General features: G+C 63.8%; 11 protein-coding genes. 9 read left to right on the forward strand and 2 right to left on the reverse strand.

Features of this window, described 5'->3' with window-relative positions:
• From ACR0IR_RS17525 to ACR0IR_RS17540, 4 genes are all read left to right on the forward strand, one after another.
• Complete coding sequence (locus ACR0IR_RS17525; RefSeq protein ID WP_093965218.1) at positions 1 to 561, forward strand: F0F1 ATP synthase subunit B; 561 nt, start codon at positions 1 to 3, stop codon at positions 559 to 561.
• A 129-nt stretch (positions 562 to 690) separates the two neighbouring features.
• Positions 691 to 1,638, forward strand: coding sequence for a glycosyltransferase family protein (locus ACR0IR_RS17530; RefSeq protein ID WP_170366233.1), 948 nt, complete (start codon positions 691 to 693; stop codon positions 1,636 to 1,638).
• Positions 1,635 to 2,435, forward strand: a complete 801-nt coding sequence (locus ACR0IR_RS17535) for an FkbM family methyltransferase (RefSeq protein WP_170366235.1) — start codon at positions 1,635 to 1,637, stop codon at positions 2,433 to 2,435. Before ACR0IR_RS17530 ends, ACR0IR_RS17535 begins: the two co-directional genes overlap by 4 nt.
• Before the next feature lie 102 nt (positions 2,436 to 2,537).
• Positions 2,538 to 3,776, forward strand: coding sequence for a glycosyltransferase (locus ACR0IR_RS17540; protein WP_217357159.1), 1,239 nt, complete (start codon positions 2,538 to 2,540; stop codon positions 3,774 to 3,776).
• 18 nt (positions 3,777 to 3,794) lie between these two features.
• On the opposite strand, the gene ACR0IR_RS17545 is transcribed toward ACR0IR_RS17540, so the two are convergent.
• Complete coding sequence (locus ACR0IR_RS17545) at positions 3,795 to 4,565, reverse strand: FCD domain-containing protein (RefSeq protein WP_170366239.1); 771 nt, start codon at positions 4,563 to 4,565, stop codon at positions 3,795 to 3,797.
• Positions 4,566 to 4,724: 159 nt separating this feature from the next.
• On the opposite strand from ACR0IR_RS17545, the gene ACR0IR_RS17550 reads away from it, so the two are divergent.
• The 5 genes from ACR0IR_RS17550 to ACR0IR_RS17570 all read left to right on the forward strand — a co-directional run bounded on the left by ACR0IR_RS17550 (position 4,725) and on the right by ACR0IR_RS17570 (position 10,920).
• Positions 4,725 to 5,918 carry an aminotransferase-like domain-containing protein gene (locus ACR0IR_RS17550; RefSeq protein ID WP_480779152.1) on the forward strand — a complete coding sequence of 398 codons (1,194 nt, stop codon included), beginning with the start codon at positions 4,725 to 4,727 and terminating at the stop codon, positions 5,916 to 5,918.
• Between the two features lie 44 nt (positions 5,919 to 5,962).
• Positions 5,963 to 6,367 carry a hypothetical protein gene (locus ACR0IR_RS17555; RefSeq protein WP_170366243.1) on the forward strand — a complete coding sequence of 135 codons (405 nt, stop codon included), beginning with the start codon at positions 5,963 to 5,965 and terminating at the stop codon, positions 6,365 to 6,367.
• Positions 6,368 to 6,504: 137 nt separating this feature from the next.
• A complete protein-coding gene (locus tag ACR0IR_RS17560; RefSeq protein WP_170366245.1) occupies positions 6,505 to 9,960 on the forward strand; it encodes a chromosome segregation SMC family protein in 3,456 nt (1,151 codons plus the stop codon).
• 54 nt (positions 9,961 to 10,014) lie between these two features.
• Entirely contained in the window at positions 10,015 to 10,377 is a 363-nt protein-coding gene (locus ACR0IR_RS17565; protein WP_170366247.1) for a hypothetical protein, read from the forward strand.
• A gap of 45 nt (positions 10,378 to 10,422) precedes the next feature.
• Positions 10,423 to 10,920: a P-loop nucleotide/nucleoside kinase family protein gene (locus tag ACR0IR_RS17570; RefSeq protein ID WP_170366249.1), complete on the forward strand. Its 498-nt coding sequence runs from the start codon at positions 10,423 to 10,425 to the stop codon at positions 10,918 to 10,920.
• Positions 10,921 to 10,924: 4 nt separating this feature from the next.
• Here ACR0IR_RS17570 and ACR0IR_RS17575 read toward each other — a convergent pair whose 3' ends face one another.
• A complete protein-coding gene (locus ACR0IR_RS17575; protein WP_170366251.1) occupies positions 10,925 to 12,088 on the reverse strand; it encodes a lytic murein transglycosylase in 1,164 nt (387 codons plus the stop codon).
• Positions 12,089 to 12,102 lie beyond the last annotated feature (14 nt).

Below are 12,102 nucleotides of genomic sequence, written 5' to 3' on the forward strand. Positions count from 1 at the left end.
ATGCGGAATACACTTGCTCTTATCCTGACCGCAGGCTTCGCCAGCCCGGCGCTGGCCGCAAGCGGTCCGTTCTTCTCGCTGGCGAACACCGATTTCGTCGTGACGCTGGGCTTCATCGTCTTTATCGCGGTCCTGTTCTATTTCAAGGTCCCCTCGATGATTGGCGGGGCGCTGGACAACCGCGCCGAAGGCATTAAGGCCGAGCTGGACGAGGCCCGTGCCCTGCATGAAGAAGCGCGCAGCCTGCTGGCCTCATACGAACGCAAGCAGCGCGAAGTGCAGACTCAGGCCGAAGCCATCGTGGCCGCGGCGAAGGAAGATTCGGTTCTGGCTGCCGAACAGGCAAAGGCGGACTTGGAGAAATCCATCGCGCGTCGTTTGGCTGCCGCACAGGATCAAATCGCATCGGCCGAGGCTTCGGCGGTGAAGGAAGTGCGCGACCAGGCTGTTACTGCGGCCGTTGCGGCTGCCAAGTCCGTGTTGGCCAAGCAGATGACTGCGGCGCAAGCCAACAAGCTGATTGACTCGGCGATCTCCGAGGTCGGTGACAAGCTGCACTGAGCTGTTCGGCACGAGCCAATCGCAATCTCCAAAACCCGAAAGCTGTCCGCTTTCGGGTTTTTTGCTTGTAGCCCGCGTCATTGTCTGTTGATTCAGAGCAGTCAGCTTGTGGCGTTTCGGTGAGGTACGATGACATCCGGACATACCAAGATTGTTGATCCCGCACCTGTGTGCGTGTTCGCGTTCAACCGACCCGAACATACGCGGCGGACGTTGGATGCCCTGGCGCAATCGCCCTTGGCCGCGTCGACATCCTTGACCGTATTCATCGACGGCCCTCGCAATGATGCCGAGAAGCCGATTGTCGACGCTGTTGCGCAGGTCGCCGAAACGCAGCAGGGGTTCGCCAGTATCGAGCTGCGCCGACGTGACCAGAATGCAGGGCTGGCCGTATCGATCGAGGAGGGTGTTTCGCAGATGATGGCCGAGCATGGCCGTGCGATCATTCTCGAAGATGATATCCTCACGTCGCCAGCCTTTCTGCATTATATGAACCTTGCCCTGGAGCGCTACAGGGATACTCCGGATGTCTGGCACATAGCCGGGTACAATGAGGACGTGCCTGCCTTTCGCCGAGCGCAGGGCGCATATCTGTGGCGTTTCATGAGCTGCTGGGGATGGGCAACCTGGGCGGACCGTTGGGCGCATTACAGCCGCGACCCTGACGCGTTGGTGGATGAGTTTTCAGACGCAGACATCGCCCGCTTCAACCTCGACGGGGCACAGGACTATTGGTCGCAGGTTCTGGCGAACCAGACCGGCGAGTTGAAGACATGGGCGGTTTTCTGGTACGCGACCATTTTCCGGAATCGCGGATTGTGCCTGTCCCCATATTTTTCCTATGTCGAGAACATCGGTTTTGATGGATCCGGCAGTCATGGTGTGGTGAACAAATCCTACACGCGCAGCCGCCTGAACTCCAACCTTTCGCCGGGCTTACCTGACCAGATCTCGGAAAATACCGATGCGGTGGAGCAGGTGAAACTGTATTACCTGACCAAACCCGGCAAACTGGAAAAGATCAGGCGCAAGCTCAACAGGTTTGTCGGCAGGCTCATGTCCAAGAGGGAAAGATGATAGAGCGCATAGGAAACTGGCTTCGCGAAAAGCGCTACAAGCGCCACAGGCTGCAAACGGTTCGGGCCAGGCACGGTTTGCGCCTGGTCACACTCGGCTCTGACTATGGTGGCTGGACTTTCCTCGAGGACGAGAGTCTGCAGGGCTGCACGATCGTCAGCGCTGGTCTTGGAGAGGACGCGTCTTTCGACGTCGAGTTTGCGAACCGCTACAGCGCTAGGGTCGTGATCATCGATCCGACACCTCGGGCCGTGGCCCATTTTGGCGCGATGAAAAAGCGTTTCGGCCAAGTGGGTGAAACGGGCTACGTTTCAGGTGGTTCACAGCCCGTTGAAGCCTACGACCTGAGCACCTGCAGTGAAGACAACCTGATAATGGTCGATCGCGCCCTTTGGTGCCGCAACGAGACACTGCGTTTTTTTCTTCCCAAGAACCCCGAGCATGTGTCGCACTCGATCGTGAATTTCCAGAACGATTATCGTCAGGATACCGATCACCTGATGGTTCAGGCCGATACATTGCAGGAAGTACTGGACGATCACGCAATTCCAATCGAGGAAGTCCAGCTGTTGAAGCTCGACATAGAAGGTGCGGAAGTCGAAGTTCTTGAGCAGATTCTGGCAGACGGGCTGCGGCCCCAGCAGATCTGCGTCGAATACGACGAACTCAACCGGCCCGGAAAGAAAGCCTTTCAGCGCGTTGATGCCGCAGACAAGGCACTCAGGGCGGCAGGGTATGTCTGCGTCTATGGAAATGGCACTACCGACTATTTGTACCTGCACGAGAAACAGGGCTGACGTGCCTCTTTCGCGTGCGTTATGTGCCAGAATACGGGCGGAACAAAGCCTCATGATTCCAGGGCACGCGACGAGATTTCAAGCCGGACATATGGAGTTGCGGTGCTCAAGGTAAACCACATCAGTTTCAGCAGCTCGGAGGGAGGAGCTGCGATCGCGGCCAGAAGACTGCATCTTGCATTGCGGGCCAGTGGTGCGAACTCGGCGATGACCGTTGCGGGCGGGCAGCCCGGTCCGGGCATCCAGATCTTTGAACGCAGGCGGACCCTTCGTCGGATCGTCGAGCGGGAATATGCGAGACACCTCAGGCGCAAGCATGAAGCGCAAGCTGCCGGGTTGCTGTCGCTCGCGATGGTGCAATCCGGGCTAGGACGCCATTTGAACGGCCAATCCAGACAGATTTTGAACCTGCATTGGGTAAATTCCGACTTCATGTCAATTCCCGAAATCGGCGGCCTTTCCCATCCTGTGGTCTGGACGATGCACGATATGTGGCCCTTCTGTGGTGCGGAGCACTATACTGAAGGACACGGATGGCAGGACGGATATCAAGCTGCCAAGCCCGGTACTATCGAAGCATTGAAGCTCCGCGTCTGGAAGAAAAAACGGAAGTTCTGGAAGCGGCCGTTCCATATTGTTGCCCCCAGCCAGTGGCTTGCGGACTGCGCGCGGGAAAGCGCGCTGATGCGGAATTGGCCCACTGCGGTGATACCGAACGCAATCGATACTGAAACCTGGCGCCCCGCGTCGCGAGCCGAAGCGCGTGCGCGTCTGGGGCTACCCGCGGATGTTGAGGTTGTCGGTTTTGGGGCAATGGGCGGCGGTGACGACCCGCGTAAAGGATTCAGGTACCTTCAGGAAGCATTGTCGATCCTTCGCGAAACACGGCCCGATGTTAGGGCGCTTGTTTTCGGCGCGGACGCGCATGATGCCGATCTGCCGTTTCCGGTTCACATCGCCGGAAAACTCGCAGACCCCGAAGACTTGCGAATGACCTACGCCTGCGCTGACGTGTTCGCGCTGCCGTCCCGTCAGGACAATCTGCCCAATACGGGGGTCGAAGCGCTGTCATGCGGCATACCCATCGCAGGGTTCCAGATCGGCGGATTGCCCGATCTGGTTCCGAATTCCCAATGTGGGCGTCTGGCCAAGCCGTTCAACGCCCAGGAACTGGCCCAGTGTATTGATGCCGTTTTGGAACATCAAGTTGCCCACCGGGATCAAAGAATCACGCCAATGGGCGCGGCAGCCCGCGAACATGCCGTGCGTTCGTATGCGTTCCCTGTAGTCGCACGGCAATATGCTGCGCTCTACGAGAAGATCAGTCAGGCACAGCCATAGCCCGGCTTTGCGCGTTCGTCAGGATACGCCCGTCTCATGTTCCAGGCGCTGCCGCGCGATCAGTTCGTTGCGCCGGGCCTTCTGCTGGTCTTCCATGCAGCGTTCGACAAAGCTAAGGTGCTGTTCCACCGCCTGCCGGGCGGCTTCGGGGTCGCGGGCCTGAAGCGCTTCGTTGATTGCCCTGTGCTGGTTCAGGATCGCGTCGCGCGTCGTGCGCTGGTGGAACATGATCTGGCGGTTGTAGAACACGCCCTGCCGCAACAGATCGAACATCGACCGCATCATATGCAGCATCACCACGTTGTGGCTGGCCTCGATGATGGCCATGTGGAACTGCGCGTCCAGATGGGCCTCGTCATCGGCCGCGTTGCGGGCATGGGCGGCCTCCATCTTGTCGAAGATCGCCTGGATCACCTTCAGGTCGCTGTCCGAGCCCAGCCGCGCGGCGCGTTCGGCCGCCAGCCCTTCCATGTCGCGCCGGAACGACAGGTAATCGAACACGGCCTCGTCATGGCTGCTAAACAGACGGATCAGTGCCGGCGAAAAGGCCGACCCCAGAACCTCGGCCACATAGATGCCTGACCCGGCCTTGGCGGTCAGCAGGCCCTGCTCCTGCAGTTGCGAGATCGCCTCGCGCAGCGACGGGCGCGACACGCCCAGCCGATCGGCCAACTCGCGCTCGGACGGTAGGCGCTCACCGGGGCGCAGGATCCCGCGCAGGATCAGCAACTCGATCTGTTTGACGACGGCCAGGGACAGTTTCTCGGTCTGGACTTTATGAAAGGGCATCGGATCATCGCTGAAAATTGGTCAAATCATATGACCACACATGCCCGGCCCGCGCAAGAACGGGCCGCGATCACATTGGCTGAAACACTAGGTCAGCATTATTGACTTTAAGCGCAGAGGTCATAGCGTCAGTCCGACCCAGCGGAGGAGGCTCGGCCCATGCACCAGTTATTTGCAACGCGCGCCGCGCGAATGAAGGCATCCGAAATCCGAGAGCTGCTGAAGCTGCTGGATCAACCCGGCATCATTTCCTTTGCCGGCGGCATCCCCGACCCGGCGCTGTTTCCGGCCGAGGCGTTTGCCCACGCATTCCAACAGGCGCTTGGCGCCGACAGCCGGGCGCAGGCGCTGCAGTATTCTGTGTCCGAAGGGTACCTGCCGCTGCGGGAATGGATCGCCGGCCACATGTGCCGGATCGGCATCGACTGCGGCGCCGACGACGTTCTGATCACTTCAGGCTCGCAGCAGGCGCTCGACTATCTGGGCAAGCTGTTTCTGTCACCGGGCGACACGGCGCTGGTCGGATGGCCGACCTATCTGGGTGCCTTGGCGGCCTTCAACGCCTATGAACCACGCTTTGACCAGTTGCGCGCAGGCGGCAACGCGGGCGCGGCGCAATACCGGGCCGCTGCGGGGCCGGGGGCGGTCAAATACGCCTATCTGTCCCCCGACTTTGCCAACCCGACCGGCGAGACCGTCGATCGGCAAGGGCGCGAGGCCCTTCTGGATCTGGCCGAGGAGTTGGACTGCGCCCTGATCGAGGACGGCGCCTATCAGGCCCTGCGCTATGACGGGCAGGCGATACCGCCGATCCTTGCGCTGGAACTGGCGCAAAAGGGCGATCTGCAAGCGTGCAGGACGATCTATTGCGGCAGTTTTTCTAAGACCCTGTCGCCCGGGTTGCGGATGGGTTGGGTCGTGGCGGCGCGGCCCGTCATCGCGCAGCTTGTGCTGATGAAACAGGCTGCCGACCTGCATTCGGCCACCATCAACCAGATGGCCGTGAACCAGGTGGCCCAAAACTGTTTCGACGCCCACATCCCGAAGGTGCGCGCAACCTACCGTGCGCGCCGCGACGCGATGCTGGCGGCGTTGGATCGGCACATGCCCGAAGGTGCGCAATGGACCCGGCCCGAGGGTGGCATGTTCATCTGGCTGACCCTGCCGCCCGGTTCGGATGGCGCGCAACTGCTGGCCCGCGCGCTTGAGACGGTCAAGGTCGCCTTTGTGCCCGGCCAGGCCTTTCACCCCGACGGCAGCGGTGGAAACACGATCCGGCTGAGTTTCTCCAACTCGGACGAGGCTACGATTGCCGAGGGTATTGCTCGGTTGGGCGCGGTCCTGGGCGGCTGAGCGCGGGAAAGTTTTCGTTAACCATTTTGCCGCAAAGCTGCGGCATGATCCGGTTCCTCGCCTTGCTGGTGCTGGCCGGCTGCTCGGCCGGTACCACCCATTTTTGTGACCTGCCAGCGACCCGCGTGGCCGTGAACGGCAGCGTGTTCGACGTGCGCCTGCGCGGTGACCTGGCCGAGGCGGTCCGCGTCAACAGCCAATATGCCCCGCGCCTGGGGCCGATCCGGGATCGGGCCGCATTGGCCATGGCGCAGGTCTCGGGTTGTCCGGTCGCCGACGTGTTGGGCGATGCGGCGGTGACCGTGGGCATCCTCGCTTGCGACCGCAGGGCGTCGGACCGGCTGTTGCTGGCTGCGGTCACGCCGACCAACTATGAATGCATTGACTTCGGAACCTATGACAGCGGGTCGGACAACGGGCACCAGGTGTTCGAGTGTTTGCCTTATTGACTCTGCGCAATTCCGCCCAAATCAGCAAGATATTGTGGATAACTCGGCCCAATATCCCATATCCTGCGCAACTTCGTTGACTCGCGGGCATTCCCTTGTCCAGACTTTCAGGGAACGGGAATCATGGAAATCGGCCTTTGCGCTTTACCAAACTCAAACTCACCGGCTTCAAAAGCTTCGTCGATCCGACCGATCTGATCATCGCGGACGGGTTGACCGGTGTGGTGGGGCCCAACGGCTGCGGCAAGTCCAACCTGCTCGAGGCGCTGCGTTGGGTGATGGGCGAGAACCGCCCCAAATCGATGCGCGGCGGTGCGATGGAGGACGTGATCTTTGCCGGTGCCGCCACCCGTCCGGCGCGCAACTTCGCCGAGGTGGTCCTGACCATGGACAACTCGGAACGTCTGGCCCCGGCCGGGTTCAATGACAGCGATCAGATCGAGATCGTGCGCCGCATCACCCGCGACGTGGGCAGCGCCTACAAGGCCAACGGCAAGGACGTGCGCGCCCGCGACGTGCAGATGCTGTTCGCCGATGCCTCGACCGGCGCGCATTCACCCGCTCTGGTGGGGCAGAACCGGATCGCCGAGCTGATCAACGCCAAACCCCGCGCCCGCCGCCGCATTCTGGAAGAGGCCGCCGGTATCTCGGGCCTGTACCAGCGGCGGCACGAGGCCGAACTGAAGCTCAAGGGCACCGAGGCCAACCTGACCCGCGTGGATGACGTGCTGGAACAGTTGGGCACCCAGTTGGCGCAGCTGGCGCGGCAGGCCCGTCAGGCCGCGCGGTATCGCGAAATCGGCGAGCAATTGCGCCAGGCCGAGGGTATGTTGCTGTATCGCCGCTGGAAAGAGGCCGACATGGCCCGCCAGCAGGCCGAAGAGCGTCTGCGCGACCGCACCACCGAAGCCGCGCGCGCCGAGGCCGAGGCCCGCGCCGCCAGCGCGAAACGCGCCGAGATCGAAGAGACCCTGCCGCCGCTGCGCGAGGAGGAGGCCATTGCCGCCGCCGTGCTGCAGCGCCAGCAGGTGCAGCGCGATCAGCTGTCCGATCAGGAAACCCGCGCGCGCCAGACCATCGAAACCCTGACCGCCCGCATCCAGCAGCTGGGCCGCGACATCGAGCGGGAAACCGGTTTGAACCGCGACGCCGGCGAGATGATCGAACGGCTGGAATGGGAGGCCCGCGAACTGGCCAAGGCCGCCGAGGGCCATGACGACAAGCTGGCCGAAGCCGCCGAAATTGCCCGAGAGGCCGCCGCGGTTCTGCAGGAGCGTGAGGATTTGCTGGCGCAGGAGACCGAGGACACCGCCCGCCTGGTCGCGCGTCACCAATCGGCGCAGCGCCTGGTCGAGGACAGCCGCAAGACGCTGGCACGCTCCGAGGCCGAAGAGGAAAAAGCACGCGCGGCCGTTGCCGAGGCCCGCGCCGCGCTGACCCGCGCCGACGAAGCGTTCGAGGCCGCGCAAGCCGCCGAGGAAGAGGCGCGCGAGGCCGCCGAAGCGGCCGAGGAAGCACTGGCCGCCGCCGACGAACTGCGCGGTGAAACGCAGGCGCGCGAGGCCGAGGCCCGCGCTCAACGCTCCGAGGCCGAGGGCGAGTTAGGCGCGATCCGGGCCGAGACCACCGCGCTGGCCAAGCTGGTCGAGCGCGACACCGCCGAGGGCGGGCAGGTGCTGGACCTGCTGCGGGTCGAGCCAGGCTTTGAAAAGGCGCTGGGTGCCGCGCTGGCGGATGATCTCCGCGCCCCGCTTGTCGAAGGCGATGGGCCGTCGGGTTGGGTGCAGGTGCCGGGCTATGACGCCGATCAGCCTTTGCCGGACGGGGCCGAGCCGCTTGCGCTACACGTCTCGGGTCCGGACCGTCTCAGCCGCCGTATCGCGCAGATCGGCCTGATTGACGCCGATCAGGGCGCGCGGCTGCAACCCTTGCTGAAACCCGGCCAACGGTTGGTGTCGCGCTCTGGCGATCTGTGGCGCTGGGACGGGTTCCGCGCCTGGGCCGAGGATGCCCCCAGCGCCGCGGCGCTGCGGCTCGAGCAGCTCAACAAGCTTGAGGCGCTGAAACAGCAACTGGCGCAGGTCGAAGCACAGGCCGACGGCGCCCGCGCCGCGCACGAGGCCCTGTCGCGGCAACTGGCCGAGGTGACCGAGGCCGACCGTCGCGCCCGCGAGGCCCGCCGCGCCGCCGATCAGCGCATGGCCGAAGCGGCCCGCGCGCTCAGCCGGGCCGAGGCCGACCGCAACCTGGCGCAGGGCAAGCTGGAGAACCTGACGCTTGCGGTCGACCGCCACAAGCAGGATGCGATGGCGGCCCGTGCCCAGCTGCGCGAGGCCGAGGCCGCGCTGGCCGAGCTGGGCGATCTGGACACCGCCCGTGCCCGGGTCGAGGACATCAAGCAGACGGTCGAGGCCGCGCGGATCACCATGCTGACGCACCGCTCGACCCATGACGAGTTGCGCCGCGAGGGCGAGGCCCGCACTCGACGCGCGCAGGAGGTGGCCAAGGACCTGAGCGGCTGGAAACACCGTCTGGAAACCGCCGAGAAGCGCATCGCCGAGTTGGCCGAGCGCAAAGCCAGTTCCGAGGAAGAGCTGACCGAGGCGATGGCCGCGCCCGCCGAGATCGCCGAGGCGCGCGAAGAGCTGAACGAGATGATCGAGGCCGCCGAGGCCCGCCGCGCCGAGGCCGCCGACAAGCTGGCCCAGGCCGAAGCGTTGCAACGCGAGGCCGTGCTGGCCGAACGCGAGGCCGAGCGCAAGGCCTCGGAGGCGCGCGAAGCCCGCGCCGCGGCCGAGGCGCGGTTCGAGGCGGCCAAGGAAAGTGTCGCCGCCGCTGCCGAGCGCATCGCCGAGGATCAGCAACTGACCCCGAACCAGCTGTTGAACCAGCTGGACGTGAACCCCGACGGCATGCCCGCCGCCGATGCCCTTGAGGCTGAGGTGAACCGCCACAAGCGTCAGCGCGACGCGATGGGTGCGGTGAACCTGCGCGCCGAGGAGGACGCCAAGGAGGTTCAGGAGGAGTTCGACACGCTCAACAGCGAGAAATCCGACCTGGAAGAGGCGATCAAGGCACTGCGCAGCGGCATCGCCAGCCTCAACCGCGAGGGCCGCGAGCGTCTGCTGACTGCCTTCGAACAGGTCAACGCGAACTTCGCCATGCTGTTCAAGCATCTGTTCGGCGGTGGCGAGGCCAATCTGGTGATGGTCGAGAGCGACGACCCGCTGGATGCGGGGCTCGAGATCATGTGCCAGCCGCCGGGCAAGAAGCTGTCGACCCTCAGCCTGTTGTCGGGCGGGGAACAGACGCTGACGGCCACCGCGCTGATCTTCGGCGTGTTCCTGGCCAACCCGGCGCCGATCTGCGTTCTGGACGAGGTCGACGCACCGCTGGACGACGCCAACGTGACCCGGTTCTGCGATCTGCTGGACGAGATGTGCCGGCAGACCGACACGCGGTTCCTGATCATCACCCACCACGCGGTGACCATGGCGCGGATGGACCGTCTGTTCGGCGTGACCATGCAGGAACAGGGCGTCAGCCAGCTGGTCTCGGTCGATCTGAAGAAGGCCGAGCAGATGGTCGCCTGACCGCTCACCGCAACGTTATTCCGCGATCGGGCCGGGCCGGGCTAGGCTGGCCGCATGAAACACCTGATGTTGATCGCCGCGGCCTGCGCCGCATCGCCGCTCTGGGCTGCCGAATGGGCTGTACGCCCCGGTGATATCCCCCTGAGCCCCGCTGAACTGAACGCGTTGGCCGGGCGAACGCTGACTTTCTATGACGACGGGCAGTCGAAATACTCGGCCGGTGGGGCCTATTCCTATACCTATTCGGCGGTCAATGGCGGCGGAACGGCCTTCGGAACCTACAGAATCGCCGCTGATGGCAGCATCTGTGTGCAGTACCGCAACGGGTTCGACCGCTGCGATCTGTACGTGCGCAACAATGGCCGGTTGATCCTGATCACCGAAAAAGGTGAACGTTACCCGGTGCGACCCGAGTGATCGGGGCCTCTCCTTCACCCGCCGTGCCCAACCAGGAATCGACCGATGACCCGACCCGCTCCGACCCTGCACATGCTTTGCGGCAAGATCGCCGCGGGAAAATCGACGCTTGCCGCCCAGCTCGCGAGGCAGCCCGGCACGGTTCTGATTTCCGAGGACGCCTGGCTGAAGCCGCTTTTTGCCGATCAGATGGTGACAGGTGCCGACTATCTGCGCTGTTCCACGCGTCTGCGGGCGGCGATGGGTCCGCATGTCACGACTCTGCTTGAGGCGGGCATGTCGGTTGTTCTGGATTTCCCGGCCAACACGGTCGAAACCCGCGCCTGGATGCGCGAAATTCTGGATCAGACCGATACAGCGCATCAGATGCACGTGCTGACCACGCCCGACGCCGTTTGTCTGGCCCGACTGCAAGCACGAAACGCAGCGGGCGACCACGCCTTTGCCGCGACCGAAGAACAGTTCCGCCGGTTTTCCAGGCATTACGCCGAACCGACGCCTGAGGAGGGATTCACGCTGGTGTTCCACGACCCAACGGATTGAGCGGCTAGAGCCGGTTCAGCAAGTCAACCGTCGGCCATGCGTCCGCAGGCAGTCCCAGCCGGGCCTGTTCAGCCTGTACTGCAGCGCGCGTTCCGGCCCCCAAGATGCCGTCGATCTTGCCCACGTCGTGGCCGCGCGCCTGCAGTTTCGCCTGCAGCTGTTTCATCTGGGCACCGGTCAGGCCTGGATCGGGGTTGCCCGCAGAATAGACTTGTGCGCCTTCGAGACGCGTTCCGAAATAGGCAGCGGTCAGGACATAGACAAAGCTTTGGTTCCACTCGAAATAGACATCGAAATTCGGATAGGCCAGAAAGGCTGGCCCCTTGCGCCCCTGCGGCAGGATCAGCGAAGCCGGCAGGTTGGCCAATGTCCCGCTGCGCGCCTGCACGCCCATCGCCTGCCAGTCTGACACCGGGCGCGGTTTGCCCGGCCCGCTCAGCGACCAGTCCATCTGCGCGGGCACGGTGACCTCCTGCAGCCAGGGCTGACCCGGCTGCCAGCCCAGATGCGACAGCATCTTGCCGCCCGACATCAGCGCATCGGGGGCCGAGGTTTTCAGCCGCACATGCCCGTCGCCATCACCGTCCACGCCATTTTCCAGAATGTCACGGGGCAGCATCTGCACCATGCCGATCTCGCCCGCCCATGCGCCGGTGGTGCGGTTCGGGTCGAAATCGCCGTTCCGGAACAGCTCGATCGCGGCGAAGATCTGCGGTCGGAACAGTTCGGGGCGGCGGCAATCATGGGCCAGCGTCACCAGCGCATTGCGGGTGTTGAAATCGCCCTGGAACGCGCCGTAATCCGTCTCGAACGCCCAGAAGGCCAGCAGCACCCCGCGCGACACACCGTATTCGGCCTCGATCCGGTCGAACACGGCGTCGTATTTCTGCGCCATCGCCTGGCCGCGCCTGATCCGGTCCTGCGAGATCAGGCGGCGCGAGAATTCGATGAACGGTTTCTGGAACACGCCCTGTGCCCGGTCGGCCTTCAGCACCTTGGGGTCCTGTTGCACACCGTTGAAGAACGCATCGACCGTGGCCGTATCGAACCCCTGCTGTGCCGCTTCGGCCTTCAGCCCGCGAACGAAGGCGCTGAAGCCGCCGCCGCATTGTGCAAGGGCCGGGGCAGCGAACAGGCAAGCGGCCACAAGGCCCGAGACAAAGCGCATGACAAAAACCATCC

This window comes from Ruegeria sp. CF2, from assembly GCF_056537385.1.

Excerpts from the sequence above, each read along its gene's own strand:
- ACR0IR_RS17575 (WP_170366251.1), bottom strand. The coding sequence starts at position 12,088 with ATGCGCTTTGTCTCGGGCCTTGTGGCCGCTTGCCTGTTCGCTGCCCCG.
- ACR0IR_RS17565 (WP_170366247.1), top strand. The coding sequence starts at position 10,015 with ATGAAACACCTGATGTTGATCGCCGCGGCCTGCGCCGCATCGCCGCTC.
- ACR0IR_RS17535 (WP_170366235.1), top strand. The coding sequence starts at position 1,635 with ATGATAGAGCGCATAGGAAACTGGCTTCGCGAAAAGCGCTACAAGCGC.
- ACR0IR_RS17555 (WP_170366243.1), top strand. The coding sequence starts at position 5,963 with ATGATCCGGTTCCTCGCCTTGCTGGTGCTGGCCGGCTGCTCGGCCGGT.
- ACR0IR_RS17530 (WP_170366233.1), top strand. The coding sequence starts at position 691 with ATGACATCCGGACATACCAAGATTGTTGATCCCGCACCTGTGTGCGTG.
- ACR0IR_RS17525 (WP_093965218.1), top strand. The coding sequence starts at position 1 with ATGCGGAATACACTTGCTCTTATCCTGACCGCAGGCTTCGCCAGCCCG.
- ACR0IR_RS17545 (WP_170366239.1), bottom strand. The coding sequence starts at position 4,565 with ATGCCCTTTCATAAAGTCCAGACCGAGAAACTGTCCCTGGCCGTCGTC.
- ACR0IR_RS17550 (WP_480779152.1), top strand. The coding sequence starts at position 4,725 with ATGCACCAGTTATTTGCAACGCGCGCCGCGCGAATGAAGGCATCCGAA.
- ACR0IR_RS17570 (WP_170366249.1), top strand. The coding sequence starts at position 10,423 with ATGACCCGACCCGCTCCGACCCTGCACATGCTTTGCGGCAAGATCGCC.